The sequence below is a fragment of the Enterobacter sp. DC1 genome (genome assembly GCF_000568075.1).
Lineage (GTDB): Bacteria > Pseudomonadota > Gammaproteobacteria > Enterobacterales > Enterobacteriaceae > Enterobacter > Enterobacter asburiae.
The window spans coordinates 1,179,122-1,205,805 of record NZ_AZUA01000001.1; the positions used below are offsets into that span (position 1 = coordinate 1,179,122).

Annotated in this window: 24 protein-coding genes; 7 read left to right on the forward strand and 17 right to left on the reverse strand. The window is 56.0% G+C overall.

Features of this window, described 5'->3' with window-relative positions; translation table 11 throughout:
* Positions 1–7: 7 nt before the first annotated feature.
* Entirely contained in the window at positions 8–976 is a 969-nt protein-coding gene (gene hcr / locus P346_RS15840; RefSeq protein ID WP_032658234.1) for an NADH oxidoreductase, read from the forward strand.
* A gap of 90 nt (positions 977–1,066) precedes the next feature.
* Here hcr and P346_RS15835 read toward each other — a convergent pair whose 3' ends face one another.
* On the reverse strand, positions 1,067–1,501 hold the full coding sequence (locus P346_RS15835; RefSeq protein ID WP_032658235.1) for a DoxX family protein: 435 nt from the start codon (positions 1,499–1,501) through the stop codon (positions 1,067–1,069).
* A gap of 151 nt (positions 1,502–1,652) precedes the next feature.
* Here P346_RS15835 and poxB point away from each other — a divergent pair, with 151 nt between their 5' ends.
* From poxB to P346_RS15815, 4 genes are all read left to right on the forward strand, one after another.
* Positions 1,653–3,371, forward strand: a complete 1,719-nt coding sequence (poxB, locus tag P346_RS15830; protein ID WP_032658237.1) for a ubiquinone-dependent pyruvate dehydrogenase — start codon at positions 1,653–1,655, stop codon at positions 3,369–3,371.
* Between the two features lie 38 nt (positions 3,372–3,409).
* Entirely contained in the window at positions 3,410–4,411 is a 1,002-nt protein-coding gene (ltaE, locus tag P346_RS15825) for a low-specificity L-threonine aldolase (protein WP_032658238.1), read from the forward strand.
* Between the two features lie 10 nt (positions 4,412–4,421).
* Positions 4,422–5,858: an SDR family oxidoreductase gene (locus P346_RS15820; protein ID WP_032658240.1), complete on the forward strand. Its 1,437-nt coding sequence runs from the start codon at positions 4,422–4,424 to the stop codon at positions 5,856–5,858.
* A 92-nt stretch (positions 5,859–5,950) separates the two neighbouring features.
* Positions 5,951–6,964 (forward strand): NAD-dependent epimerase/dehydratase family protein, encoded by a 1,014-nt coding sequence (locus P346_RS15815; protein WP_032658338.1) that lies wholly within the window; start codon positions 5,951–5,953, stop codon positions 6,962–6,964.
* Positions 6,965–7,041: 77 nt separating this feature from the next.
* Here P346_RS15815 and P346_RS15810 read toward each other — a convergent pair whose 3' ends face one another.
* The 15 genes from P346_RS15810 to gspC form a co-directional block, all read right to left on the reverse strand.
* Positions 7,042–8,871, reverse strand: a complete 1,830-nt coding sequence (locus P346_RS15810; RefSeq protein ID WP_032658241.1) for a chitinase — start codon at positions 8,869–8,871, stop codon at positions 7,042–7,044.
* 142 nt (positions 8,872–9,013) lie between these two features.
* Entirely contained in the window at positions 9,014–9,466 is a 453-nt protein-coding gene (iagB, locus tag P346_RS15805) for a type III secretion system invasion protein IagB (protein WP_029739471.1), read from the reverse strand.
* A gap of 133 nt (positions 9,467–9,599) precedes the next feature.
* Positions 9,600–12,368 (reverse strand): glycosyl hydrolase family 18 protein, encoded by a 2,769-nt coding sequence (locus tag P346_RS15800; RefSeq protein WP_032658243.1) that lies wholly within the window; start codon positions 12,366–12,368, stop codon positions 9,600–9,602.
* 259 nt (positions 12,369–12,627) lie between these two features.
* Positions 12,628–13,425, reverse strand: coding sequence for a prepilin peptidase (locus P346_RS15795; RefSeq protein WP_032658244.1), 798 nt, complete (start codon positions 13,423–13,425; stop codon positions 12,628–12,630).
* A complete protein-coding gene (gene gspM, locus P346_RS15790) occupies positions 13,422–13,907 on the reverse strand; it encodes a type II secretion system protein GspM (RefSeq protein ID WP_032658246.1) in 486 nt (161 codons plus the stop codon). The genes P346_RS15795 and gspM overlap by 4 nt, the downstream gene beginning before the upstream one ends.
* Positions 13,904–15,049 carry a type II secretion system protein GspL gene (gene gspL, locus P346_RS15785; protein ID WP_032658248.1) on the reverse strand — a complete coding sequence of 382 codons (1,146 nt, stop codon included), beginning with the start codon at positions 15,047–15,049 and terminating at the stop codon, positions 13,904–13,906. The genes gspM and gspL overlap by 4 nt, the downstream gene beginning before the upstream one ends.
* Before the next feature lie 15 nt (positions 15,050–15,064).
* Positions 15,065–16,084: a type II secretion system minor pseudopilin GspK gene (gspK, locus tag P346_RS15780; protein WP_032658250.1), complete on the reverse strand. Its 1,020-nt coding sequence runs from the start codon at positions 16,082–16,084 to the stop codon at positions 15,065–15,067.
* Positions 16,081–16,761: a type II secretion system minor pseudopilin GspJ gene (gene gspJ, locus P346_RS15775; RefSeq protein ID WP_032658251.1), complete on the reverse strand. Its 681-nt coding sequence runs from the start codon at positions 16,759–16,761 to the stop codon at positions 16,081–16,083. The genes gspK and gspJ overlap by 4 nt, the downstream gene beginning before the upstream one ends.
* Entirely contained in the window at positions 16,754–17,137 is a 384-nt protein-coding gene (gene gspI / locus P346_RS15770) for a type II secretion system minor pseudopilin GspI (RefSeq protein ID WP_023310955.1), read from the reverse strand. The genes gspJ and gspI overlap by 8 nt, the downstream gene beginning before the upstream one ends.
* On the reverse strand, positions 17,130–17,615 hold the full coding sequence (gene gspH, locus P346_RS15765; RefSeq protein WP_032658253.1) for a type II secretion system minor pseudopilin GspH: 486 nt from the start codon (positions 17,613–17,615) through the stop codon (positions 17,130–17,132). Before gspH ends, gspI begins: the two co-directional genes overlap by 8 nt.
* Positions 17,615–18,064 (reverse strand): type II secretion system major pseudopilin GspG, encoded by a 450-nt coding sequence (gene gspG, locus P346_RS15760; RefSeq protein ID WP_029739462.1) that lies wholly within the window; start codon positions 18,062–18,064, stop codon positions 17,615–17,617. The genes gspH and gspG overlap by 1 nt, the downstream gene beginning before the upstream one ends.
* A 2-nt stretch (positions 18,065–18,066) precedes the next feature.
* Positions 18,067–19,275 (reverse strand): type II secretion system inner membrane protein GspF, encoded by a 1,209-nt coding sequence (gene gspF, locus P346_RS15755; protein ID WP_032658256.1) that lies wholly within the window; start codon positions 19,273–19,275, stop codon positions 18,067–18,069.
* Positions 19,275–20,753, reverse strand: coding sequence for a type II secretion system ATPase GspE (gspE, locus tag P346_RS15750; protein ID WP_032658258.1), 1,479 nt, complete (start codon positions 20,751–20,753; stop codon positions 19,275–19,277). The genes gspF and gspE overlap by 1 nt, the downstream gene beginning before the upstream one ends.
* A 12-nt stretch (positions 20,754–20,765) precedes the next feature.
* Positions 20,766–22,691 (reverse strand): type II secretion system secretin GspD, encoded by a 1,926-nt coding sequence (gspD, locus tag P346_RS15745; protein ID WP_032658260.1) that lies wholly within the window; start codon positions 22,689–22,691, stop codon positions 20,766–20,768.
* A gap of 13 nt (positions 22,692–22,704) precedes the next feature.
* Positions 22,705–23,436 (reverse strand): type II secretion system protein GspC, encoded by a 732-nt coding sequence (gspC, locus tag P346_RS15740; protein WP_032658261.1) that lies wholly within the window; start codon positions 23,434–23,436, stop codon positions 22,705–22,707.
* A gap of 300 nt (positions 23,437–23,736) precedes the next feature.
* Here gspC and P346_RS15735 point away from each other — a divergent pair, with 300 nt between their 5' ends.
* The gene (locus P346_RS15735; RefSeq protein WP_032658262.1) at positions 23,737–25,311 is read left to right on the forward strand and encodes an ExeA family protein; all 1,575 of its coding nucleotides are present in this window, start codon (positions 23,737–23,739) and stop codon (positions 25,309–25,311) included.
* On the forward strand, positions 25,311–25,925 hold the full coding sequence (locus tag P346_RS15730) for a hypothetical protein (RefSeq protein ID WP_032658264.1): 615 nt from the start codon (positions 25,311–25,313) through the stop codon (positions 25,923–25,925). Before P346_RS15735 ends, P346_RS15730 begins: the two co-directional genes overlap by 1 nt.
* A gap of 17 nt (positions 25,926–25,942) precedes the next feature.
* Here the strand turns inward: P346_RS15730 and P346_RS15725 are convergent, their stop codons facing one another.
* A complete protein-coding gene (locus P346_RS15725) occupies positions 25,943–26,566 on the reverse strand; it encodes a helix-turn-helix domain-containing protein (RefSeq protein ID WP_029739455.1) in 624 nt (207 codons plus the stop codon).
* Positions 26,567–26,684 lie beyond the last annotated feature (118 nt).

Consider the following 26,684-nt stretch of genomic DNA (forward strand, 5'->3'; position numbering starts at 1 on the left):
GTTATTCATGACCATGCCAACCTCACAATGTCCGTGGCGGATGCAGGTTCATCACATCCATCAGGAGACGCCGGATGTGTGGACGCTGTCGCTGCTGTGCCATGACTACTATCCGTACCGTGCAGGCCAGTATGCGCTGGTCAGCGTTCGCAATACGGCGGACACGCTGCGCGCCTACACGATCTCCTCAACGCCGGGGGTGAGCGAGTACATTACGCTCACCGTCCGCCGCATTGACGACGGCGCGGGCTCGCAGTGGCTGACGCGGGACGTGAAGCGCGGGGATTATATCTGGCTGTCTGACGCGCAGGGTGAATTCACCTGTGACGACAAAGCAGACGATAAATTCCTGCTGCTGGCGGCCGGCTGTGGCGTAACGCCGATCATGTCGATGCGCCGCTGGCTGGCGAAAAATCGCCCGCAGGCGGACGTGCAGGCGATCTTCAGCGTGCGTTCCCCAGAAGATGTGATCTTTGCCGGGGAATGGCGTGATTATCCGGTGACGCTGGTGGCGGAGCACAACGCGACCCACGGCTTTGTGCCCGGTCGTCTGAGCCGCGAGCTGCTGCAAAGCGTGCCGGATATCGCGAACCGCACCGTGATGACCTGCGGCCCGGCGCCGTACATGGATATCGTCGAGAAAGAAGTGAAGGCGCTTGGCGTGACCCGCTTCTTCAAAGAGCAGTTCTTCACGCCGGTGGCGGAAGCGGCAACTAGCGGTGTTAAGTTCACCAGGCTGCAGCCTGCGCAGACCTTCTTTGGCCGCGTGGGTACCACGCTGCTGGAGGCGCTGGAAAGCAACAAAGTGCCGGTAGCGGCTGCCTGTCGTGCGGGCGTGTGCGGCTGCTGTAAGACGAAGGTCGTTTCCGGAGAGTATACCGTCACCAGCACCATGACGCTGTCCGAAGCAGAAATTGCCGAGGGTTACGTGCTGGCGTGCTCGTGCCATCCGCAGGGCGATCTCGTCCTCGCATAAACGGTAAACGTTCGATCGTAGGCCCGGTAAGCGTCAGCGCCACCGGGCTTTTTGTCGGGTGGCACTGCGTTTACCCGACCTACAACAACCCTACCGCCATGCGGGCGCTTTACCCAGCGCAAACCGCCCTGCGCCTAAAAACGCGACAGCCAGCGAGCCGATAAAGAAATACACCAGGCTTTCAATCGCCCATGCGCCTACCTTATCGAGGGCGAGCGTTTCATCCATTCCCACCATCAGCCACGCCACAATCATTGTAAAGGCCAGCACCAGCGCGGCCGGACGCGTAAAGAGCCCGACAATAATCAGGATCGGTGCCACCACTTCGCCAACCAACACGCCGTAGGCGATAAACCCCGGCAGCCCTTTCTCCACCAGCATGCCGCTGATAAAGCCCACGCCGCCAAAAAGCTTGTGCAAACCGTGAAAAAGCATCAGCCCGCCGACGGCAAGTCGTAACAAGAGTTTGCCAAGATCGTCGCACGATAGCTTTTCATTAACAGCAATTAACAATGATTTAACCATTTGAAATTATTCCTGTTTTCACCGAGACATCACCAGATTATGCCGAATAATTGCGCGTGAAAAGCACCTTTTAATTGGGGGGATGCGACGGGCAATACGGAGACTTTCTTCTAAGCTTGTAAGCGATATCACAAAAAGGAGACGGACAACCATGAAACAAACCGTGGCTGCATATATAGCGAAAACGCTCGAACAGGCTGGCGTGAAACGTATCTGGGGCGTAACCGGCGATTCCCTGAACGGACTCAGCGACAGCCTCAACAAGATGAAGACCATCGAATGGATGCCCACCCGCCATGAAGAGGTTGCCGCCTTCGCCGCAGGCGCTGAAGCACAGCTCACGGGGGAACTGGCCGTCTGCGCCGGATCGTGCGGTCCCGGCAACCTGCATCTGATCAACGGGCTGTTCGACTGTCACCGCAACCACGTGCCGGTGCTGGCGATTGCCGCCCATATCCCCTCTTCCGAAATCGGCAGCGGCTATTTTCAGGAGACGCATCCGCAGGAGCTGTTCCGTGAATGCAGCCATTATTGCGAGCTGGTTTCATCCCCGGAGCAGATCCCGCAGGTGCTGGCGATCGCCATGCGCAAAGCCGTGCTGAACCGCGGCGTTTCTGTGGTCGTTATCCCGGGCGATGTGGCCCTCAAGGCCGCGCCGGAAGGGGCCAGCACCCACTGGTATCACGCCCCACAGCCGGTGGTGACGCCTGCAGAAGAAGAGCTGAAAAAGCTGGCACAGCTGCTGCGTTACTCCAGCGATATCGCCCTGATGTGCGGCAGCGGCTGCGCGGGCGCGCACAAGGAGCTGCTTGAATTTGCCGGTAAGCTGAAATCGCCGATTGTCCACGCCCTGCGCGGCAAAGAGCACGTCGAGTACGACAACCCTTACGACGTGGGGATGACCGGGCTGATCGGTTTTTCTTCCGGCTTCCACACCATGATGAACGCCGACACGCTGATCCTGCTCGGCACCCAGTTCCCGTATCGTCCGTTCTACCCGGCGGATGCCAAAATCATTCAGATTGATATCAACCCGGCCAGCATCGGCGCGCACAGCAAGGTCGATATGGCGCTGGTGGGCGACATCAAATCTACCCTTGCCGCCCTGCTGCCGCTGCTGGAAGAAAAAACGGACCGCAAGTTCCTTGATAAAGCCCTGAGCGACTATCGCGACGCCCGCAAGGGGCTGGACGACCTCGCCAAACCGAGCGACAAAGCCATTCACCCGCAGTATCTGGCGCAGCAGATCAGCCATTTCGCGGACGACGACGCCATCTTTACCTGCGACGTGGGCACGCCAACCGTCTGGGCGGCACGCTATCTGAAGATGAACGGTAAACGCCGCCTGCTCGGCTCGTTCAACCACGGCTCGATGGCCAACGCCATGCCGCAGGCGCTGGGAGCAAAAGCGACGGCCCCGGATCGTCAGGTGGTAGCGATGTGCGGCGACGGCGGGTTCAGCATGCTGATGGGGGATTTCCTGTCGGTGGTGCAGATGAAGCTCCCGCTGAAAATCGTGGTCTTTAACAACAGCGTGCTGGGCTTCGTGGCGATGGAGATGAAGGCCGGAGGCTATCTCACGGACGGTACCGAGCTGCACGACACCAACTTCGCACGCATCGCCGAGGCCTGCGGCATCACCGGTATTCGCGTGGAGAAAGCCTCAGAGGTGGATGAAGCCCTGCAGCGCGCCTTCTCCATTGACGGCCCGGTGCTGGTGGATGTCGTCGTCGCCAAAGAGGAGCTGGCGATCCCGCCGCAGATCAAGCTGGAACAGGCCAAAGGCTTTAGCCTGTATATGCTGCGCGCCATCATCAGCGGTCGCGGTGACGAGGTGATCGAACTGGCAAAAACCAACTGGCTCAGGTAAAACATCTGGCATCGCCTTTTTAATAATAAGGACATGCCATGATCGATTTACGCAGTGATACCGTAACCCGCCCGAGCCGCGCCATGCTCGAAGAGATGATGGCCGCCCCGGTCGGGGACGACGTCTACGGCGATGACCCGACGGTCAACGAACTGCAGCGCTACGCGGCTGAACTGAGCGGCAAGGAGGCCGCCCTGTTCCTGCCAACCGGTACGCAGGCCAACCTGGTGGCGCTGCTCAGCCACTGCGAGCGCGGTGAAGAGTATATTGTCGGCCAGGGCGCGCATAACTATCTGTATGAAGCAGGCGGTGCCGCCGTGCTCGGCAGCATTCAGCCGCAGCCGATTGACGCCGCGCCGGACGGCTCCCTGCCGCTCGATAAAGTCGCGGCGAAAATCAAAGCCGACGATATTCACTTCGCCCGCACCCGTCTGCTCAGCCTCGAAAACACCCACAACGGCAAAGTGCTGCCGCCCGAGTACCTGAAAGCAGCGTGGGAATTCACCCGCGAGCGCGGGCTCGGCCTGCACGTGGACGGCGCGCGCATCTTCAACGCCGTGGTGGCGTACGGCTGCGAGCTGAAAGAAATTGCGCAATACTGCGACTCGTTCACCATCTGCCTCTCTAAAGGTCTGGGCACGCCGGTGGGCTCTCTGCTGGTGGGCAACGCGGACTACATCCAGCGCGCCAACCGCTGGCGCAAAATGACCGGCGGCGGCATGCGTCAGGCGGGTATTCTGGCGGCGGCCGGGCTGTATGCCCTGAAAAACAACGTGGCGCGTCTGAAGGACGATCACGACAACGCCGCGTGGATGGCGGCGCAGCTGCGCGAGATTGGTGCAGACGTGATGCGTCACGACACCAACATGCTGTTCGTACGCGTCGGTGACGACCACGCCGCCGCGCTGGGTGAATTTATGAAATCACGTGGCGTGCTGATCAACGCCTCACCCGTCGTGCGCCTGGTCATGCATCTTGACGTGAGCCGCGAACAGCTGGCGGACGTGGTGAAACACTGGCAGGCGTTTTTACAGCGATAAGGAGCATCACGTGCCGCAACGCATTCTGGTGCTCGGCGCAAGCGGGTACATCGGTCAGCATCTCACCGTGGCGTTAAGCCAGCAGGGACACCGGGTGCTGGCAGCGGCACGCAACACCGAACGTCTGCAAAAGCTCAGTTTGCCTGGCGTTACCTGCCACAGCGTTGACCTTAACTGGCCGAAGGAGCTTCCCGCCCTGCTGGAAGGGGTCGACACGCTTTACTACCTGGTGCACAGCATGGGCGAAGGCGGGGATTTTATCGCCCACGAGCGGCAGGTAGCGATGAACGTCCGCGATGCCCTGCTGCAAACCCCGGTGAAGCAGGTCATTTTTTTAAGCTCGCTCCAGGCGCCCGAACACGAGCAGTCCGATCATCTGCGCGCCCGCCAGCTGACGGCTGAAACCCTTCGCGGGGCGAATATTCCCGTCACCGAACTGCGCGCCGGGATCATCGTCGGCGCAGGCTCCGCCGCCTTCGAAGTAATGCGCGATATGGTTTATAACCTGCCGGTACTCACGCCACCGCGCTGGGTGCGCTCGCGCACCACGCCGATTGCGCTGGAGAATTTACTGCATTATCTGGTGGCCCTGCTGGATCACCCGGCAGAGCAACACCGCGTGCTGGAGGCGGCAGGCCCTGAAGTGCTGAGCTATCAGGAGCAGTTCGAACATTTCATGCGCGTCAGCGGCCGCCGCCGCTGGCTGATCCCCATCCCCTTCCCGACCCGCTGGATTTCGGTGTGGTTTTTGAATGTGATCACCTCCGTGCCGCCGACGACCGCCAAAGCGCTGATCCAGGGGCTCAAACACGATTTACTGGCGGACGATCGCGAACTGCGGGCACTCATTCCCCAGGACCTGATCCGCTTTGACGATGCCGTGCGCAATACGCTGAAAGAGGAAGAGCAGCTGGTGAACTCCAGCGACTGGGGTTACGACGCCCAGGCGTTTGCCCGCTGGCGGCCGGAGTACGGCTATTACCCGAAACAGGCGGGCTGCACGGTGAAAACCCACGCCAGCCTGGCCGCGCTGTGGGAAGTGGTGAACCAGATTGGCGGCAAAGACGGTTATTTCTTCGGTAATATCCTCTGGCAAACGCGCGGGGCAATGGATCTGCTGGTGGGGCACAGGCTGGCAAAAGGCCGCCCGGCACGCCCGTATCTTGAGGTGGGCGACGCGGTCGACAGCTGGAAGGTCATCATTGTCGAGCCGGAAAAACAGCTGGCACTGCTGTTCGGCATGAAAGCCCCGGGGCTGGGCCGGCTCTGCTTTACCCTGAAAGACAAAGGCGATTGTCGTGAACTGGACGTCCGCGCCTGGTGGCATCCCCACGGAATGCCGGGTCTGTTCTACTGGCTGTTGATGATCCCCGCCCACCTGTTTATCTTCCGGGGGATGGCAAAGCGGATTGCGCAACGGGCAGAACAAAAGACGGAAAAGATCTAAATAAAACTCTCTTTCTTTCACCTTTCCCATTGCATAGCGCCGTAATTCACGAAAGAATGCGCACGAAATTCTTTTCAACACAGTGGATTGATATGAAGGTACTGGTTACCGGGGCGACCAGCGGCTTAGGCCGAAATGCGGTCGAATTTCTGCGCAACAAGGGCATCAGCGTCAGGGCTACCGGTCGCAACGAAGCGATGGGAAAACTGCTGCAAAAAATGGGCGCGGAGTTCGTCCATGCTGACCTGACGGAGCTGGTCTCCTCTCAGGCGAAAGTGATGCTCGCCGGTATCGACACGCTGTGGCACTGCTCCAGCTTCACCTCCCCGTGGGGTACCCAGGAAGCCTTCGATCTTGCCAACGTGCGGGCAACCCGCCGTCTGGGCGAATGGGCCGTTGCCTGGGGCGTGCGTAACTTTATTCATATCTCGTCACCTTCACTCTATTTCGACTATCACCACCATCGTGACGTGCAGGAAGATTTCCGCCCGGCTCGCTTTGCCTGCGAGTTTGCCCGCAGCAAGGCGGCCAGCGAAGAGGTAATCGACCTGCTGGCACAGTCCAACCCACATACGCGCTTTACCGTGCTACGTCCGCAGAGCCTGTTCGGGCCGCACGACAAAGTCTTTATTCCGCGTCTGGCGCAGATGATGCACCACTACGGCAGCGTGCTGCTGCCGCGCGGCGGCGATGCGCTGGTGGATATGACCTATTACGAAAACGCCGTTCACGCCATGTGGCTGGCAAGCCAGCCGGACTGCGATAAGCTGATCTCCGGTCGCGCCTACAACATCACGAACGGTGAACCCTGCACGCTGCGCAGCATTGTGCAGCGGCTGATCGACGAGCTGCAGATCGACTGCCGCATCCGTTCCGTGCCCTACCCAATGCTGGATATGATTGCCCGCAGCATGGAGCGTTTTGGCAGTAAATCGGCCAAAGAGCCTGCGCTGACGCATTACGGCGTATCGAAGCTTAACTTTGATTTCACGCTGGATATTTCGCGGTCGGAGAACGAGCTTGGGTACAAACCGATCGTGACGCTGGATGAAGGGATTACGCGTACAGCGGCGTGGCTGCGGGATCACGGTAAGCTTCATCGGTAGATCGGGTCCTGCATTTTTACGATGAGAAAAAAACGGCAACCCGAAGGTTGCCGTTTGTCATTATGCTGTTTTGCTGATTACAGCGCAGTCCACGCGTCCTGCCATGCAATCCCTTTACCTGGCTCGTAGTAGGATGGCGCGTTATTGCACCAGCCGCTGTACGGATAAGGTTTGCACTGGAACAGCTGGCCGCGGTTGTTAACGATATCGCCTGCTTTCCATTTGGTTTTGGAAGTCCAGGTCGGGTAAGTCCCGGTCTGGCCGCCGTTGGTCTGCTTAGCCTGTACGTTCAGCGTATAGGTTGTGGTGCTGCTCAGCTCGCCGTCACTGACGGTAAGGTTGATCGGGTACTGCGTTGCCGCCGCCACTTCCGGTGCGTTGAAAGTAATAATCGCTTTATCATCGCCGCTTACGGTCTGGCCGTTCGGAGCCGTCCAGGTATAAGTCAGGTGGTTACCGTCTTCGTCAGTCGAGCCAGACGCGTTCAGAGAAACAGATTTACCCGCTTCAACCGCCCCCACTGGACCGGCGATTTTTGCTACCGGCGCATGGTTTACCGGCGCTGGCGTATTATCGTCCGGAGCAGGGGTGTTATCGTCCGGCACCGGCGTGGTGTTGCCTTCGTCCGTTGGGTCGACAGGGGTCGGCGTCGGGGCTGGCGTGACGCTACCGCCGTCAGAAGTCCCGTCTTCACCCACCACGTTGACGTTGAAGTAATGCTTCACGCATTTGGTGTAGTCACCCTCTTTAAAGGCGCTGAATGGCGTCTGGTAACCCACCAGCTGGCAAGAGTAGGTCTGGCCAGACGGGGTATTCGCGCTCCATCCCCAGTCCTGTTCCCAGTAGATCTTCAGCGCGCCGGCACCGCCTTCGTCGAACTGCTTCATGTTGGCGCAGCCCAGCACTTCGTTAGACGGAACAGGCACTTTCAGGTAGTTGGCGAACTCTTTGTAGTATTTGATACGGTTTTGAGACTGGGCGATCTCAGTCGGGCCACCGCACTCCACGCCGCCGTTGATAATCTGCGTGGTCACGCCGAAGCCCGGTACCAGACCATTCGCCTTATCGTGATCGTTCGGCTGCCAGGTGCCGTCAATAACCTGCAGCATGCTCGGTTTTGGCGGCTGCGGGTAGGCGAAGAAGAAGATCGCGGAAGCAAGGTTCAGCCAGGTGTCCGCCACCAGCTCAGGTTTGTCCAGCAGTACGCGGACGTCGCCGTACATCGCTTCAGAGAACGGGCCGTAGTTGTAGTTATAGGAGAGCTGTTTCGCACCGCGACCAAAGTAGCTAACGAAATCGCCATCTTTGTCTTTACCGCACGGCCAGGTTTGACCCTGCCAGACATCAGGATTACATTCGCCGTTATAGCCGCCCTTCTGACCTTCGCTCCAGCCCATCTCGCGCACGTAAACCAGCGCCTGACGCCACTCGGCTTCCGGACGCCAGGACTCATGGCCGCCAGTTTCCTGCGCGAAGTGCGCGAACATGGTTGCCAGAGACTTACGGCAGATGGCATCGCTGTTACGACCATCGGTATAGGTCTGGCACAGTGCCGGGAATTTACCGACCGCTTTCAGGAAGTTGCTGTAGGTATATTCCGGCGCACGCAGTGGGAAGAGGTATTCCCAGTCGCTGGCCTTGATAATCCCTTCCACGCGCTTGACGTTTTCCGGGTTTGTCGATTTACCCGGCTCAATTTGTTCCACCAGGCTGTTGTCCAGCGTGCGGATGGTTGACTTCACTGAAGCCATCAGCGGGAAGTTGGTCAACTCCTGCTCTTTCTTCTGCAGATCGCTTGCCTTAAGGGTATAAGGTTCGCTGCTTGCCTGAAGCTGGGTTGCCTGAGCCATAAACGGTGCAACACATGCGCCCGCGATAAGAACACTGAGTAATGTCCTTTTGTTCATGTCAATGGTCCTCTTAATTCTATAAAGGGTCAATAAAAGTTAATTTGTTTCTCGGTTTATTTATTAATCATTTAATAAATAAACCCGGGAGCAGTTTTCGTTTTATGAAGAACACCAGCCGGTACTCTTCAAAAAACAAAAATCAATAATAATAACGGTTACGGGTGCTACGTTTTAACTTCTGATATTTATTCCAGACCTTACGGGCATAGACCATGCGCTGCGGGTAATTCTCTTTTTTCAGACCCGCGTTATAGGCGCCGACCGCCTCCCAGTTATAGCCATAAACTTTAATCATTCCGGATAATATCGATGCGCCAACCATAATCGAGGTGCAGGGCTCGGTAATTAACCGGTACTCATTAATGCCTTTTCGCTCCAGCTCGGAAAAATGTGAACTGTTAATCTGCATCAGGCCGACATCACGCGTGCCATCATTATTCTGTCCAATCGCATTGGGATTCATTCCCGATTCAACATTAGCAATGGCATACAACAGATAAGGATCCACATGATAATAACTGGCGGCTTTATCCCAGCAGTTGGCAAAGACGCTATGACTTATTATCAGCAACAATAAAAATAACGTTTTCATTTTCAGTCCGGCTCTTTTTCATTGTCTCCTTACGCGCTTATTGCTCTGTTTCCTGATTTACGGTCCACGTCCGTCGCGGGACGTGGACCGTGATCGCGGGCAAGTTCCTTACCCGCATCGTTATGGCAGTGACTTACTTGCAGTCAGTTGCAGGGCCTTTTTTCACCCACACATCGCTGCTACCGGGTTTATCACCCTTCGTCCACCATTTCGCGGTGTAGGTGTAACCGTTGTAGGTAGTGGTGTCGCCGCCGTTATAGACCACGTCGGAGCGCCAGTTGAATTTCACCTGACTTACCAGCTCCCAAGCATCCACACCGAAGCCCGGCTGGTTGCCCTGAGTCCAGTATTTTGCTTTCCAGACCAGGTTGTCGAAGCTGACGGTATTGCCCGCGTTGTAAACCTTGCTTGCGCTCCAGGCAGCATATTTACTGGCGTTGGCGTCAACAGGCTTATCGCAACTATTGGTGGCAGAACCTTCGTCAGACGGCGTATTGCCTTCATCGGAAGGGGTGTTGCCTTCGTCAGACGGCGTGTTGCCTTCATCGGATGGGGTGTTGCCTTCGTCAGACGGCGTGTTGCCTTCATCGGAAGGGGTGTTACCTTCGTCAGACGGCGTTTCCGCCGCTTTAGGCGTTACCGTCACCTGTACGTTAGTCTGTACGCTGGACTTGCCATCGCTTACCACCACGGTCAGCGTGTACGTTGATTCCGTGTCCACGTCCGGCGCGGTGATGTTCAGATTCGCGGTGTCTGCGCCTGTCGCCTGCATATTCGCAGGAACGCTCCAGGAGTAGGTCAGCGCGTCGCCATCAGGATCGTTAGCCTGAGCGTGCAGAGAGAAGCTCTGGCCCGCTTCCAGCGTCACGGCTTCCATCTGGTTCACGACCGGCGCCTGGTTTGCTTTCGGCGCTTTGTTCACAACCTGGACGTCAGCGGTGCTGCTCAACCCTTTCGCGTCAGTGACCGTCAGGCGGAACGCCAGAGTCTGGTTACTGGTGACAGCGGCAACGTTGAAGGTCGCTTTCGCTTTGGTGCTGTTGGTGATAGTCACCGACGGGCCAGAGATCTGCGTCCACTTGTAGGTGATGGCATCGCCATCCGGATCGGTAGAAGCCGAGCCATCCAGAGTCACCGTCGCCGGACCGGTTACGCTCTGGTCAGCGGAAGTCGCCACCGGCGCATGGTTGGTCACCACCGGATCAACCGGCGCAGCGCCGCCGCCTGTCAGGCTTTCATTCATCGCATTCAGAATGTCACCGGTATCGGAGTCGATAGACCAGGCAAACAGACCGCCAAGATTTTTCGCCAGCACATACTGACCTTTCGCCGTTGCGGAACGCGCATCTTCATAGGTGATCAGATCGCCGGTGGTTTTGTTAAACAGATACGGCGCTTCAGCGGTAGCATCATAGTTGTATTCCCAGCCCGCTTTGCCTTTGTACTCGTTAACGATCTGACGATAGTCAACCACGCCCGGCTCCCAGGTCCCTTTCACCATGCCCGTTGCGGTGCCGGTGAACGGGTTGTTATTGCTATAACCGTGCACGCCGGTCCAGCCGCGACCATACATGGCCGTCCCCACGACAATTTTGCCGGGCTGTACACCCTGCGCCAGCAGCGCATTCACGCCGTTTTCGGTGGTGTAATTGGTATCCGGTTTGTTCGCCGGCGCACGCAGTGCCGCCTGGTGACCCAGATCGGTGTTGCTCCAGCCGCCGTAGAAGTCGTAGCTCATCAGGAAGATGTGATCCATGTACTGCTGGGCAGCGGTATAATCAACGTCTTCAATTTTGTCGCTGCCTGAACCGATTGCAGAGGTCAGTTCAAAGGTACGGCCAGTTTCGGCTGACAGTTCATTCATCATGGCGCGCAGCTCGCGCATCAGTGCGGTATAGGTCTCTTTATCCTGCTGCGGGTTGCCCAGCGTTTCGTTCTGACCGCCGCCGCCCGGGAATTCCCAGTCGATGTCCACACCGTCGAAGAATTTCCAGGTTTTCAGGAAATCTTTCACGGAAGCCACGAAGCGATCGCGGATCGCTTTGTCATGCATTTTGAAGAACGGATCGGAGAGGGTCCAGCCGCCGATAGAGGGCAGCACTTTCAGCCCTGGATTGGCTTTCTTCATTGCCATCAGCTGGCCGAAGTTGCCTTTGTAGGGGTCGTCCCAGCTGCTGACGCCAGCCTGAGGTTTCTGCAGTGCGGCCCACGGGTCGTGAATCGCTACCTGGAAGTCCTGACGGCCCGCACAGGCGCGCTTCAGCGCTTCGAAGCTGTTACCGCCTTCGATGGTTTTCAGGCTATCGTTGATGCCATCGCCGCCGCAGATTGGAATGAAGCCATACAGAATGTGGTTAAGGTTAGCTGCCGGGATTTTATCCACCGGGAAATTGCGGTCATAAACTCCCCATTCAGGGAAATAAGCACCGACCACTTTATCGCTGTGCTTAGACAGGTTTTTATTATTTTCCTGCATGGTGGTGTTGAGTGGCAGCAGATGGCTACCGTCGGTATCCGCAACGATAATCAGTTTGCTGGCGCTGGTGCTGCAGCCGCTGGCATTGCAGAGTTCAACCGTTTCCTGATAGCGACCGCCTTTTGTCACTTTAAATGTTGCCGTGCCGGACATGCTGCCTGCACCGGTCCAGACGGTTTTACCGTCGAGCAGCACTTTCGCTGAAGTCGGCGCCGCGCCGCTCCAGACATCCCACTGCACTTTAACATCGGCGCCATCATGGACTTTGACGAGGCTGTTGTACGCAGAAGCAGACTGATCAACTTCGACAATGGCAAATTTATCATTGCCACTGGCGATAGTTGCTTTACCCGGCACGGCTGCGAACACCGGGCTTGCAGCCGCTGCAACGAAGAGTGCCAGATATTTAGGCTTCAGAAATTTCATTATTTGATCCTGATAATACGATTTGTGAAATTAAATACCCATGCTTTTCCATTAAACATGGACGAACGTTATTTACTGATAAATTAATCGTGAACGTTTCTGGTTCGCGAAAGACCTACTTATTATTGCGCTGTACCTTCCTCCACTCATAAAACCTTCGACAAATGTTTTATTGCGTAGAGAAGAATACAGGGGGGAATTTATTTTCGCCTTTCATTCCCCCGATGAAAAAATTTCAAAAAAAACTTGACTACATTATTTAAAAGATGAGATGTGGGATTTGCGCGATAAATACAGCCAGCCCGGAAAATGCAATATATGGGCCAAAGGAAATAAGGTTATTTTTATTCTCAAAGTGCTTTAACAGGCAATGCATGATAATGCCCCCCAGCGCTGCGATCAGCACAATAGAGGGTAACGCTTGCCAGCCGCACCAGGCGCCCAGCGCCGCCAGCAGCTTAAAATCACCATAGCCTAATCCTTCCCGGCCGGTCAGCAGGCGGAATGCCCAGTAAACCAGCCAGAGCGACAGATATCCCGCCACCGCGCCGTAGATAGCATCGGTCAGCGGTAGCGTACGGAACAAGGCATGGAACATCAGCCCCGTCCACAGCAGCGGCTGGGTCAGGCAGTCCGGCAGCAGCATATGGCGTGCATCGATCACCACCAGCGGCAGCAGCAGACTCCACATCAACCACAGCGCGATCAGCGCCGAAAACGAGGGTGCCAGCACGGCGCTGACGGCAAAGAAGAGAGCGCTACAGACTTCCACCAGCAGCAGTCGCAGCGGAATCGCGCTTTGGCAGTGGCGGCAGCGGCCGCGCAGCGCACACCAGCTAATGATGGGAATATTTTCCCACGCGCTCAGGGCGTGGTGGCATTCCGGGCAGTGAGAGGCGGGAAACAGCAGATTGCCTGCTCCCTCTTCTTCCATTACCAGCGGCGGAATACGCTCCGCCACTACGCCCAGGAAACTGCCGAGGATCGCGCCCAGCGCTCCGCTCATCACGCACAGACCCGGCAGATTCCCCTGCTGCAACAGCATTAGCGGGTTCATGCGCTTTTCGCCCAGCTCAGCGTAATGTGCGCTTTCACGTCACTCTGACGATCCACCGGCGTTAACGCGAGTTTCTCCAGATGGATACCGGAAGAGACGTTCATCTCACGCAGCCAGTTTTGCAGGGCAGAAACGTTAACGCGCTCGACATCAAAGGTCAGCGACTGCTCTTGCTGACGCACGTCTGTCAACGCGACGTGCACAACTTTGGCACTTTCCTCCACCACGCTGCGCGGGTTCGGGGTATTGACGATTCTGGACTGGAGATGGTTTTTATCAATTTCCTGGCGCATCCAGTTCAGCGTCTGCTTTTGCTTAAATAACACGGCCTCGTTATTTTTTATCAGAGTATCGAGCGGCATCATCGCGCCGTAATAAACCATCGCACAGCAGAGTGCCCCACCGCAGAGTTTAAATAAATTACGCTCGCGTGGACTGTAATTAAGCCAGCGGTTTTTTAACTGGGCTATTTGCGTTTTCATTTATAGCTCCCGGTAATAATGGCGGTATAAGGCGCCTCGCCGGAAATCGGCTGCATCGTAAATTCAAACGTTTCGGCGCTGCGGGCAATAAAATCCTGCAGGGTCTGTTTATCCATGGATTTCACATTCAGCGTCAGCTGATTTTGCGTTTCGTCATATTCCACGTTGTTGATCTCCAGAGACGGCAATGACTGCCTGATTTGATTCACCGCTTCGAGCTGCAGGAAGACCCCTTTCTTCGCCTTGCTGATATTTTGCCCGACGTAGTACTTCAGGTTGCTGGTCTGGCGCAGGGTCGGGAAATAGTGCTGCGCTACGGTAGTCATCTCCCGGTGGATCTCGTTTTGCTGATGACTGAGCATCCACGCCATACCAACGCGGGGGCCGATCAGCAGGCCGACGCAAAGCAGCGCCGCCGCCGCGAGGGCCGTTTTCGCGTGGCGAAAACGCGGACCACTGGCGCTGCGTCCGGAAAACTCCCCGTGCAGCATGTTGATACGACAGCCCTGCCACTGGGGCTGGATCAGCACCAGCGGATGCTGCCACGGCAGCCGTTCATCCACCTGTACCTCCTGCGGCGCATCGCCGTAGCAGCACACCTCACCCGCCGGGCCTTTACTCAACAGCAGCGGCAGCAGAACCGTATCGGCTTCGCCAGCGATGCCGGGGGAAAAACGCAGCCAGTAGCTCTCCTCCAGGCTCACCAGCGTAGTGCCCCCTTCGCTCACCGGGAGCAGCCAGGCATCCGGCAGCACCTGGGCCACCGTGAGCCCCGCCTGAGCGAACAGCTCAAGCCAGTGGCGCAGACGTTCAGCGTCGATGGCCACAGCATCCACCTCCGGCCCCTTTTTGTTCAGCACCGTCCAGTGCAGCGTCTCCACCTCGCCGAGCAGCGTCTCTTCCGCCATCCATGAGAACTGCGCCGTCTGGGCGGAAAGCCCTTTTTTCGGCAGGGTAAAATGACGAAAGATCGTCTCGCTCGCCGGCAGCAACAGGCACACCTGCTGAGAAAGCGGGTGGCAGGAAAGTTCGCTCAGCGCGCTCCAGCCCGTCAGATATTCCACCCGATCGTTACCGGATTCACACCACCAGATTTTGCCGTCCTCACGGGTGTCAGGACGAATAAAAAGCACCTTTTTCATTATCTTCTACTTATCTTATTCAACCATTCGGTAGCGGCGTTGCCAGGTCACGACCTTGCCAGCCTCACTGTCAACGTGAAGCTGGCTGACGACGCGCAGCGTTAAATCATCGGTATTGCCGGTGGTATCCACCCGAAAATAGCGACTGTTGACCGCAACCCTGTCCTGAATCTGCGCCAGGATATCTTTGGTCTGCGGATAGTTGCTCTCCAGCACTTTGCTGAATGCCTCCAGCGACGCCCACCCCTCCTCCGGGCGTGAATCGATGAGGCGGGCAGCGTCGTCCGTGTTTAACACGCCGGTAAAAACCGCCGCCAGCAGCGGCGCCTGTTCGCGCGTTAAGGTATTCACATTTATGGTGCTATCCGTATCCGGCAAGGCGCACAGCAGCTTGCTGACCTTCGGCCACGCAGCCTGCGGAAAGGCGGGCAGCAGTCTGATTTCGTTGATGGTGCGCATCATTTGATTCGCCGGACCGCGGGCGGGCGTCACGCTCGCCCAGGCATCGGCCTCCTGCCCCTGTTTCGCCGTCACGTCGTCGGCGTCAAGATAATCCACCAGCTGCTGGTAAATCTCTTCTGCCGCCAGCGTACCGACGCCGCTTTCTGTCAGCAGTTGTTCCATAATCTGCTCTTTGACCGGTTTTTCCGGCAGCGCTGTTGGGTCGGTCGGGACCGCTGGCGCCGCGTCACCGGCCAGCAGGCTATTGACGTTAAAGCAGGTCCGGGCATCCTCCACCTGACTCACCACGGTGTAATTATCCCCGTGGGTTTCCAGCGGCTGCGCCCAGTCACCTTGCGGCGACAGCCCCGCCCCTTCTGAACTGGCCGCTTTCTGCAATACGTTTTCCAGTACTTTCTGTTGACGGGCAATGGCCCAGCGCAGCGTCTGCTGGCTGACCTGATAATGCGTTTTTTGCAGGTGGCGGCAGAACTGCTGGCTGATTTTCGCCGCCAGGGCGGACATCATCACCAGCAGGATCAGCACCACCAGCAGCGCCACGCCACGCTCTTTTCGCGCTGTTTTGCCGCTCATGAACTCACTCCTGGCTCTACTGCCGTATCGGGCTGCGGGGTTGTTACGGGCTGGGCCGCATTCTCCGCAGCCGGCTGCGCCGGGTCTGCATTCGTCTCTTTTGGCGCGGTCTGGATCTCAGGCATATCGCCGGGAGTGATAAAAACCCAGCGCCAGGTTTCGCCGTTTTCCATGGTCAGATTCAGCTCAACGCCATCAGGCTGATGGGCGATGTCGGTCCATTTGTCCTGCCAGCCTTCGTGCCAGAAGCGCCATTTCATCTCTTTCACATCGCTCAGAATCGGCACTTCTTCCGGCTGCGCGCTGGCGGGACCGTCGATAGCAGCCCAGACGTTGCGCCACAGGCGCTTGTCCCTTAACGTCCAGCGCACCCGCTCCAGCTGCACCTGGCCGCTGATGCCGTTCAGGGTTGTCATTTCCACACCATTCTGCTGCTGAACGAACACCTCGCCGCTGTTGCGCGGCGCGCGCGCCTGTTGCTGATAAAAGTCACGCGAGAGGAGGTTGTACGCGCGCTGAAGCGCCGTCACTTTTGTCGCCGCCTCGTCGCTGGCCGTCGAGGTGCGCATCGCGCCGTCGAGAGTTTGCCAGGCGAGAATGCTGATCACCGCGAAGATGGCCAGCGCAATCATAATTTCCAGCAGGGTAAAGCCCTGCTGACGCTGCACCTTACTCACGATCCACCTCCGGTTCGGCGAGCTGAAGCGCCACCACCGGTTGCGCATCGCTTGCTTCGCTGTAAACCCGTACCTCATCGGCAAAGGTATTTTCGGCGGTTTTCACCCGCTGGATATGCCAGGTCCAGGTTTGTCCGCCCATGGTTTCGGTGCCCACCTGCTCGGCGTCCGGGAAATCGGTCTGAGCCAGCTGCGCTTGCGCCAGCTGATTTTCTGCCACCCAGCCGGCCTGCAGCGTTTCCGACAGGCTGTGTGTAAAGCGCACGTTCAGGGTGACGGAGTTCATCAGCGCCAGCGCCGCGGTGGAGAAAATCACCAGCGCCACCATCACTTCCAGCAGGGTCATCCCCTGCTCTTTGGTTTTGCGTTTAGTCATCGTTTTCCACCACCAGGGGAACAAAGCCCTGTGACGTCACGTGAAAGCGCTGCTTTTTATCCAGACTTTCGAGGCTGAGCGTGAAGCGGCTAAGCTCGCCGTCAGGCAAAAAAATGATTTGCGGTTCATCGTCCAGCGTGGCTGCAAGCGTTCGCGATGAGAGGGAGACATGCATCTCCTCAGGAAACTCGCCGCGGGTGGCGATCCGCCCCGACTTTAACGGTGCCCAGTGGCGCTCACCGTTATTTCCAACCTGCGTCACCAGTTCAAATTCTGACGAGGTCATTACCAGCCCGACAATATTTCCGTCCATTACCGCACGGTCAGAACCATATTCAACGAGGGATTTTAGCTGCTGACCAAATGTATCTGCGCCGCTGCGTGATGGAATGGTGGTGACCACCATCATGGCGCTCAGGGCGAATATCACCAGCGCCACGATAATTTCCAGCAGGGTAAATCCACGTTGCTTATTCATTACTTATCTTTTTTATCAAAAGACCAGTTGCTGATATCGTCGGCAGTATTAGCTTCTGCATCCGGACCGGCTGAGAAAATATCGACAGCGCCATGCTCACCCGGGCTGACCAGAATATAGTCATTGCCCCATGGATCCTGCGGCAGGCGGCGAATATAGCCATCGTCACGGTAGCCTTTCGGAATGGGCGCAATTTCAGGTTTGGTCACCAGCGCCTGCAACCCCTGCTCGGTGGTCGGATAGCGATGGTTGTCGAGTTTGTACATATCCAGCGAACCTTCCAGCGCCACAATATCGCTGGTCGCTTTCTGAATATCGGCTTTTTCTTTATTGCCCATTAAATTAGGCACGACCATACTGGCCAGCACACCGAGAATAACGATAACTACCATTAATTCGAGCAGCGTGAACCCCGCCTGACGCTTCAGGCTATTTTTTTTCAAAGACATGATTAACCCACCATATTATTAAGTTGAAGAAGCGGTTGTAATATTGAAAGAACGATAAATAAAACAACGGTCGCCATAGTTACTACCAGTGCCGGTTCAAATACCGACAGCGTTAACGTAATTCGATGCTGTAATGCAGATTCCTGGTTTTCCGCCGCACGATCCATCAACGAGCCCAGCTCGCCGCTCTCCTCCCCGGAGGCCACCATGTAGAGCATGGTGGGTGGGAAAATTCTCGCCTGCTCCAGCGCATTGTAGAGGGATGCCCCCTGGCGCACGGTGTCCGCCGCCTGCTCAAGCACCTGCCGGGCATAGAGGTTTTCAATCCCGTCCATCGCGATATACATCCCCTCCAGCAGCGGAACGCTGCTGGACTGCAAAATACTCAGCGTACGGATGTAGCGGGCGCTGTTGATGGCGCAGACCAGTTTTTTCAGCGGTGACTTTAGCAACAGCCACCGATGATAAACAAATCGGTTCTTTTCTATTTTTATCCAAAATTTAAAGCTCGCCGAGGCCCCGAACAGGCCGCCGGCGATAACGATGCCCCAGGCCTGTAAAAAGTCGCTCACCGCAATCAGCGTCCGGGTGGTCATCGGCAGCTCTTGTTTCATGTGGGTGAACTGGTCGATGACCTGCGGCACCACGGCGACCAGCAGAATGGAGATCACCGCGATCGCCACCACCGTCAGGGTGATGGGGTAGACCATCGCCTGTGTGAGCTTGCTTTTCATCTTCTGGCGCTGCTCGTTGTACTCGGCGAGCTTTTCCAGCACGCCACCAAGATGACCGGTCTTTTCACCGGCCATCACCAGAGTGCAGTAGAGCTTGTCGAAGCTCCGCGGAAACTGGCTGAAAGCGTCGAACAACGTATGACCTTCCACAATTTTGTCGCGGATCTCGGTCACCATCGCCGCCAGGGTTTTATCTTCCGTCTGCTTCGCAATCGCCTTCAGCGCACTCTCCAGCGGCAGCGCGGCATTGACCAGCGTCGCGAGCTGTCGGGTAAACATCGACAGCACCGGAATCGACAGTTTTGCCCCTTTACGGGCGTTTTTTCCCGCCGACGGATCGCTGGTTGGCGCAATGTTCACTGGCATCAGCTTCTGTTCGCGCAGCATCTGGCGCACCTGCTTTGGCCCTTCGGCCTGCAGGGTGCCGCGCTGGGTTTTCCCCGCGGCGTCCGTCGCGGACCACGCATACCAGGCCATTACGCATCCCCCCCGCGCTCGGCGGTGACACGCATCACCTCTTCCAGCGAGGTCACGCCGGAGATCACCTTCAGCAGACCGTTTTCACGCAGGCTGTAGGCCTCTTTGAAAAGCTGCGTTTCAATGGACATCTCATCTTTGTCTTCATGGATCGCACGCCGCATGGCGCTGTCGACCACCAGAAATTCATGGATGCCTGCGCGTCCCTGGTAGCCGCTCTGGCGACACTGTTCACAGCCCACGGCGCGATAAATCGCTTTCGGCGGTGTTTCCATAAAGGTGAACAGCGCTTTCTCATTGTCATCCAGCGGACTGGTCGTGCGACAGTGCGGACACAGCCGACGCACCAGACGCTGGGCAATGACGCCAAGCAGCGACGAACCAATTAAAAATGACTCCAGCCCCATATCACGCAGACGGGTAATGGCGCCCGCGGCGCTGTTGGTGTGCAGCGTGGACATCACCAGGTGACCGGTGAGCGAGGCCTGTACCGCGATTTGCGCGGTTTCACCGTCACGAATTTCCCCGATCATCACCACGTCCGGGTCCTGGCGCAGAATGGCGCGCAGTCCGCGCGCAAAGGTCATGTCCACGCGCGGGTTGACCTGGGTCTGCCCTACCCCTTCAAGTTCATACTCGATCGGATCTTCCACGGTCAGAATGTTGCGTTCATGGCCGTTAAGCGCCGACAGCAGCGCGTACAGGGTGGTACTTTTCCCCGAACCGGTCGGGCCGGTCACCAGGATGATGCCGTGCGGACGTTCAATCAGTCCCTTTAACTTCACCAGCTCTTCGTCAATCAGACCGAGCTTGTTGATGTCCGGCTTAAGGTTGCTTTTGTCCAGCAGACGCATCACCACGCGTTCGCCGTACTGAGACGGGATAGTGGAGACACGCACGTCAATCGCCTTACGACCAATGCGCAGCGAGATACGACCGTCCTGGGGGAGACGTTTTTCGGCGATGTCCAGTTTGGACATCACTTTGATACGCGACACCAGCAGCGGCGCGAGCTTGCGCGCCGGCTGCAGCACCGGACGCAGCACGCCGTCAACGCGAAAACGAATGCTCAGGGTGCGCTCGAAGGTCTCAATATGAATATCGGAGGCCCCCTCTTTCACCGCTTCGCCCATAATGGCGTTGATCAGGCGGATCACCGGCGAGTTCTCGTCGTTATCCAGCAGATCTTCGTTGTCAGGGATCTCCTCGGTTAACGCCATCAGGTCAATATCGGCGTCCATGTCGTCCACCAGCTGCTGCGAGACGCCGCTGTTCTGCTGCCAGATGTTGGTCAGCAGTTCGTCAAACGCTTCCGCCGTCAAGATCGTCGGGGCATAGGAGCGCCCCAGCACGCGGCGCATCTCCAGCAGGGCATACGCCTGCGCATCCTCGCGGATAAAAACCTCGTCGTTATAGAACAGGACCCCGTTCTCTTTCGCCCAGGTGCTGGTACAGAGCGCATTACTCATCTCGGTCATGTCGCTTGCGCCTTATTCTTTAAACGGGTTGCGGGACGACACCGGCGCACTGGCGCTCACCGGCGCGGCGCGGCTCTGGGACGGATAGGCTGGCAGCATCGGTGAATCAGCATTCTCTACGATGCCCAGCTTGTGCTCTTCCATACGCTGCAGCTGACGCGCCTGGATCTGATCGTATTTCTCTTTCGACGCCGCGCCGTAGTTGTCGTCGTCGCGCAGTACGGTGGTGTGGATAAACACCATCAGGTTACGTTTGGCGCTGTCCTGGGAGGTATAGCGGAACAACTGACCCACCACCGGAATATCGCCCAACAACGGCACTTTCGAGACCGACTGTTTGGTGACGTTTTCCATCAATCCCCCCAGCACCACCGTCTGCCCGCTGTGGACCATCACTTCGTTGTTGATGGTGCGGGTATTGAACGTTGGGCCCAGGCTGGCATCGGCCGTCGAGGTGTTATCCACGCTGGAAACTTCCTGCTCGATCTTCAGATGGATCATGTCGCCATCGTTGATCTGCGGTACGATTTTCAGCTTCGTACCGACGGTTTTACGTTCCACCGAGTTAAAGACGTTATCGCCGCTGGTGGTCTGTGAACCGGAGAGGACCGGAACATCCTGACCGACGTTGAACGACGCCTCTTTGTTATCCAGCGTCACCACGCTCGGTGTCGACAGAATGTCGTTTTTACCGTTAGTGGACAGCGCCGTCATCAGCGCGCCAAAGTCACCGTTAAAGAAACCGGTCGCCAGGCCCGTATAGCTGCCAATGACTTTTGACTTCTTGATTTGGCTGATCGGCAGGCCGGTCGAACCAAACTGAACCCCGCCGTGTTTACTGGTCCACTGCACGCCCAGATCCAGACCGTTACCGTCCTGAACTTCGGCGATGATCGCCTCCACCAGCACCTGCGGACGGCGGATATCCAGCTTGTCGATCACTTTTTCCAGTGAATTCATGACGTTTGGCTGGGCGGTGATCACCAGCGAATTGGTAGACTCGTCGGCGGAAATATTCAGATCGCCTGCCATCGGCGCGGCTTTGCTCTTGGCACCGCCCGCTTTATCCTTCAATTGCTCCCCGATCCCCGTCAGCACCGGCACCACTTTGCTGGCGTTGGCGTATTTCAGGTAGAAGACGCGGGTATTGCCCTCGTTGTTCTGCTCGCGATCGAGCTGGGAGATCAGCGTCCGGGTGCGCTGACGCGCGTCCGGACTGCCGCTGATCACCAGGCTGTTGGTTTCATCGTCGGCGACCACTTTGGTCGCCAGCTGCGGGGCGTTTTGCCCTTTCTGCTCTTCGTTGTTGAGGTTGTTCAACATGTCAGAAAGGTCTTTTGCCGAGGCAAAACGCAGTGGCACGATTTCACGGCGCTGGACGCCGCTTTGATCCACACGCTGCACCAGATCCACCAGGCGGTTAACCACCGAGGCTTTGCCGGTTAACAGCAGCACGTTTGACGGTTCAAAATGGACCACGTTGCCGATGCCGGAAGCGTCGTTCAGCTGACGCAACAGGGGGGCCAGCTCACGTACCGGGACGTTCTCCATCCGCACCACGCGGGTGATGACTTCGTCGCCTTTGCCAGGGTTTTTGCTGTCGGCAATCGGTGCGCCCGACATGCGGGCCACCGAAGAGCGCACGACTTTCACCATCCCGTTATCCATCGGAATAACCGACAGACCATAGAGATCCAGCACGCTCAGGAAGAACTGGTAATATTCATCTTCCGTCAGTACGTTGTAGGTGCGAACCGACACCGTTCCCTGAACGGAAGGATCGACCAGAATGGTTTTATTAAGGTTACGCCCGACGGTATCGATAAATTCGCGGACATCGGTATTTTTAAAACTGGCGCTAAAGTTCGCCGCGAACAGCGAACCTGAATATAACGACAATGCGGTCAGCGCTACGCACGCCCATGGAAATTTCTTCATGTCTGTACACTTATTAATTGTTTAGAACATTGACCCGAATATTTTCAAGGTGAGCGTGACGCCGAATAACGACATCCGCCTCTTTCATTTTTGACCAGCGGGCAACGAGCTCTTTTGCCTGCGCCTCTTTAGTCATATCCACATCGTCAACTTTTACCACCACATCACCTTTTTCCAGGCCAGCATGGCTGTAGAAAGGCGACGCATTGCGTGGATTAATGTTGTAGCCTTCCAGCTGGCCTTTTTCGATCATTGGTTTTAACACCAGATAATCATCCAGATGCAGATTATCTAACCCTGCATCTTTCTTCGATTTGGTTACCGGGGCGCTGTCAACGCCGCCTTTGAAATAGTCTGGTTTTTTAAGTGAAATAACCTGCGGCGCGCCTTCATAATTCACCACCACATTATCAGGATGAATTTCGGCAATATAGGCATTGTCAAAACCGACGAGCATTTCGCCCTCACGATAGCTCTTTTGTCCGGCGGGGGTTTTTATCACCGCAAAGGACAGCCAGGCTTCATCGCTGCTGAGAATACCTTCGATTTCCGCACTGAGCGGCTTTTTCACCGCCTCTGGCTGTTTCGCTGGCATCACCGCCGGCGAAAAAAGTACAAACTGGTTTTCATCGTGACTTTTTTTTTGAATATTCTTTTTTGAATCAGATAACCTGTTCGTCACTTTTTTATAATCTTTATAAACCATATAGCCTTGCTGGCCGCAGAAAATAAGCAGCACAAACATGACGCAGGGCATAATCAATTGAGTAACAAATGACATCCGCATTTTTTAACGAGCCTTTCTGCCAGTCAGTAATTCACAGCACAGGGCTGTATGAGTGAGTGGCGTAAATACTAATGTGTTTCCTCGCCCCCGCCCATTCACACTTCCGCTAACAATAATTTAGAAAAAGGTTGATCGTTAAATAAACTCATGATAGAGGCACAGACAGAATATTTTTATCCTGCATTCAAATTGCCCCTTCCACCTATATCCTTTACTTTTCTGGCTCCTTGTTATGAATGTAAGAGACGGTAATACGCTATGTATATGCGCCATTTTAATTTCACTACCCAGCCTTTCCGGACAATCACCCGGATGCCAGGTGATTTTTTTGTTCCGTATCATCAGGATGTGTTCGGTTTGCTGAAAGAGAAGTGCCAGAAAACAGGCGTCACTGCGCTCTTAAGCGACGACAGCTATCTCGCCTCGCAGTTTTGCGATGCGCTGAAAAAGCATGACGGCACGCTGCTTGCCATTAACGCCTTCCCGAAACTCAGCGCCAGCGGCCTGCTCTATAAACTCAACACCACCACTAAAGAGAGCACAACCCGGATCCAGGCGATTGATGCTGTGCTACGTCAGTGGAAGGACGAGATGTTGTCCCGCAAAACCACACGTAAAGTGCTGGTCATTTCGCATATTCAGTCGATGAAAGCGAATTGCCACGACGCTCTGTCCATGTTGTTAACCCGCGCGCAGGAGCTGGATGTCTCTCTGTCGGTTGTGCTGATGGGATCGGCCGACCAGGAAGCCGCCCTCCAGCAGTCCGGGTTGCGTGAATTTCTTCATACGCATCACACGCTCCGGCCTCTCACCTGCCGCGAGTCCCTGAGCTATGTTCAGGCCCAGTGTGAAGAAAATGGCAGCGACGCGACGCCGTTTACCCGGGCCCGCGTGCGCAAGATGCATGTTCTGACCAAAGGACAGACAGGCAAACTCAACGAGCTGGCGCACCTTGCGATGCTTGCCGCCTGGACCGAGCGTTCAGCGCAGGTATCGCCGCGCCATCTGCGACTCGCCGCAGGAGAAGTTCTGCCGGCGAAACCGAAGGGCAAACGCCTTGCCGTTATGGGCCTTTTTGCCTCCGTACTGTTTGCCGCCTGCGGCTGGACATTGATACCCACCATTACCGCCAGACTGCCGGTACAGCTGCCCGTGATGGCCAGCTGGAAACCGCAGGCACCAAAAACCGACGCCCCAGCGGGGCCGGTTATTGATAATGAAGTGGTGAATAAGCCCGATGCGATGCATCAGCTCTATACCATGTGGGGTTATGACGCCACGATGGAAGAGGCGCTTTGCCAGAACGCCGGGCAGGTCAACCTGATGTGTAAGGAGGGCAGCGCTTCGGTTGAAGAGCTGGCAAAAGAGGGTTACCCGTGGATCGGCGAGATCAAAACAGGCGATCACCTGAACTATGCCGTGGTGGCCAGAGTAGATGATAACTCGCTTGATCTGCTGATGAATAATCGCACCTGGCAGGTGAGTCGCAGCTGGTTTAACCAGCATGCAACGGGCAATTACACCCAGTTGCACCGCCTTACGCCGCAGGGGAAAGATGCCGTGAGCGCCGAAAGCAGCGCCAAAGATCTGGGCTGGATGGATCAACAGCTTAGCCTGGCGCTGAATCTACCCGAAACCCACACAAAGGTGTGGACGGCCGAACTGATGCAACGTACCCGCGAGTTTCAACAGAAAATGCATCTGCATGTGGACGGGATTGCGGGTGAAGATACATTGATGCAGTTAATGCGTGAAACCCGGACTACGCCAAGCGTACTTATTCAGTCCGCAAATATATCTGCGACCCCCAACGCGCAGGAGAAGCATTCATAATGTCGACGATTACTCTGGCTGCCCAGCGCAGCGCCACCCTGAACGCACCGGTCTGGTTTTCTTACCGGCGCCCCTCGCTGAAAAATGTGGTCTGTGCCACCCTGATCTGGGTGGTGGGAATAGTGATGACGATCGCTGCGGGACTCTACGCTCATCTCTACTGGGATCTGCGCCATCCGGTACCTGAGCCAGTAAAAGCGAGCGCCGTTAAGCCAGAAACCAAGCTATCGGATATGCATTATGTCTATGTCAGCAAACCGTTCCCGCAGCCTGAAGCAAAGCAAGAACCGGTGACAAAAGAGATGCCGCCGCTGCATGAGATGCCCATTGATAGCGGCGATGCCGACTGGCAGCAGGCGCCCGACGGTGAAATGCCGCATGATATTTCCCGGGATATATTGCCAGGGACAGAAGCGAAGAATTCTGCTATCCCCGAACAGGATAATACCGGTCAGACAGTTGATGACGGGGCGATCAAGGCATTATTGATGAAGGCGTTAAAAGAACAGGAAAAAGATTATTCGCAGGGGAAAATGCCCGCGCCTCCCGTGGATGAAACCACGTCAGGAACGCAGGCAAATAATTTACTGAAACATAGCCCTCCTTTCAGTTAAAAAGGAGATAAAAGCGATTAATATTTCTCTGGCAATGCTGACAAATACATAAGACGACCTTTCTCAACCTGAATATAGTTACCTTTTTTCAGGTCAGCGAGGATTTTAATAATGGTACTGCGGGCCAGGCTGGTATATTCCTGAATATAGTCATAAATATTGATATCGCGCTGATGGTGCACCATCAGTTCGTTAATTTCCAGCAAGAACTCGCGAACAATCGAGTAGGCGCTGCGGGCCACCAGCACTTCGTCACGCTTGCTGAGCAGGCAAACATACCAGGAGAGGACTTTACTCAAGGCTTCCCAAAGATTTTTTTCGCTTATCAGACGGACAAAATCATCTTTTTTAATGGTGCGCACCACGGTATTGGCACGAACCAGGCCATACATATGCGTTGAGTTGTAATAAATAGAGGAGAGACCAAAAATACATTTATTCTGTAAGGTGAACATACACAGTTCATCCGACTCGCGGCGGAATTCAACTTCACCGCTAACGATAAAATGAATATCTTCGTTGTTCTCGGTACTGATACGCTGCCATTTGCGTAAGGTTCTTTCTTCAAAACCTTCAGTTGCCGCGATAAGGGCGTCAAGTTCTGCTTGTGGACGGCTATTTTTACTGTAGATACTTAACATTGTTATACCTATTAATATTAAATTGAAAAAGGTGAACGTGTGCAATCACAGCGCATAAATGCGTAGTCCATTTAACAAATGTAAAGTAAAGCTAAGACGTTAGAACATCCGTATTTCT

Coding starts and splice junctions, on each gene's coding strand:
- hcr (WP_032658234.1), top strand. CDS start 8: ATGACCATGCCAACCTCACAATGTCCGTGGCGGATGCAGGTTCATCAC.
- P346_RS15835 (WP_032658235.1), bottom strand. CDS start 1,501: ATGGTTAAATCATTGTTAATTGCTGTTAATGAAAAGCTATCGTGCGAC.
- poxB (WP_032658237.1), top strand. CDS start 1,653: ATGAAACAAACCGTGGCTGCATATATAGCGAAAACGCTCGAACAGGCT.
- ltaE (WP_032658238.1), top strand. CDS start 3,410: ATGATCGATTTACGCAGTGATACCGTAACCCGCCCGAGCCGCGCCATG.
- P346_RS15815 (WP_032658338.1), top strand. CDS start 5,951: ATGAAGGTACTGGTTACCGGGGCGACCAGCGGCTTAGGCCGAAATGCG.
- P346_RS15810 (WP_032658241.1), bottom strand. CDS start 8,871: ATGAACAAAAGGACATTACTCAGTGTTCTTATCGCGGGCGCATGTGTT.
- iagB (WP_029739471.1), bottom strand. CDS start 9,466: ATGAAAACGTTATTTTTATTGTTGCTGATAATAAGTCATAGCGTCTTT.
- P346_RS15800 (WP_032658243.1), bottom strand. CDS start 12,368: ATGAAATTTCTGAAGCCTAAATATCTGGCACTCTTCGTTGCAGCGGCT.
- P346_RS15795 (WP_032658244.1), bottom strand. CDS start 13,425: ATGAACCCGCTAATGCTGTTGCAGCAGGGGAATCTGCCGGGTCTGTGC.
- gspM (WP_032658246.1), bottom strand. CDS start 13,907: ATGAAAACGCAAATAGCCCAGTTAAAAAACCGCTGGCTTAATTACAGT.
- gspL (WP_032658248.1), bottom strand. CDS start 15,049: ATGAAAAAGGTGCTTTTTATTCGTCCTGACACCCGTGAGGACGGCAAA.
- gspK (WP_032658250.1), bottom strand. CDS start 16,084: ATGAGCGGCAAAACAGCGCGAAAAGAGCGTGGCGTGGCGCTGCTGGTG.
- gspI (WP_023310955.1), bottom strand. CDS start 17,137: ATGACTAAACGCAAAACCAAAGAGCAGGGGATGACCCTGCTGGAAGTG.
- gspH (WP_032658253.1), bottom strand. CDS start 17,615: ATGAATAAGCAACGTGGATTTACCCTGCTGGAAATTATCGTGGCGCTG.
- gspG (WP_029739462.1), bottom strand. CDS start 18,064: ATGTCTTTGAAAAAAAATAGCCTGAAGCGTCAGGCGGGGTTCACGCTG.
- gspF (WP_032658256.1), bottom strand. CDS start 19,275: ATGGCCTGGTATGCGTGGTCCGCGACGGACGCCGCGGGGAAAACCCAG.
- gspE (WP_032658258.1), bottom strand. CDS start 20,753: ATGACCGAGATGAGTAATGCGCTCTGTACCAGCACCTGGGCGAAAGAG.
- gspD (WP_032658260.1), bottom strand. CDS start 22,691: ATGAAGAAATTTCCATGGGCGTGCGTAGCGCTGACCGCATTGTCGTTA.
- gspC (WP_032658261.1), bottom strand. CDS start 23,436: ATGTTTGTGCTGCTTATTTTCTGCGGCCAGCAAGGCTATATGGTTTAT.
- P346_RS15735 (WP_032658262.1), top strand. CDS start 23,737: ATGTATATGCGCCATTTTAATTTCACTACCCAGCCTTTCCGGACAATC.
- P346_RS15730 (WP_032658264.1), top strand. CDS start 25,311: ATGTCGACGATTACTCTGGCTGCCCAGCGCAGCGCCACCCTGAACGCA.
- P346_RS15725 (WP_029739455.1), bottom strand. CDS start 26,566: ATGTTAAGTATCTACAGTAAAAATAGCCGTCCACAAGCAGAACTTGAC.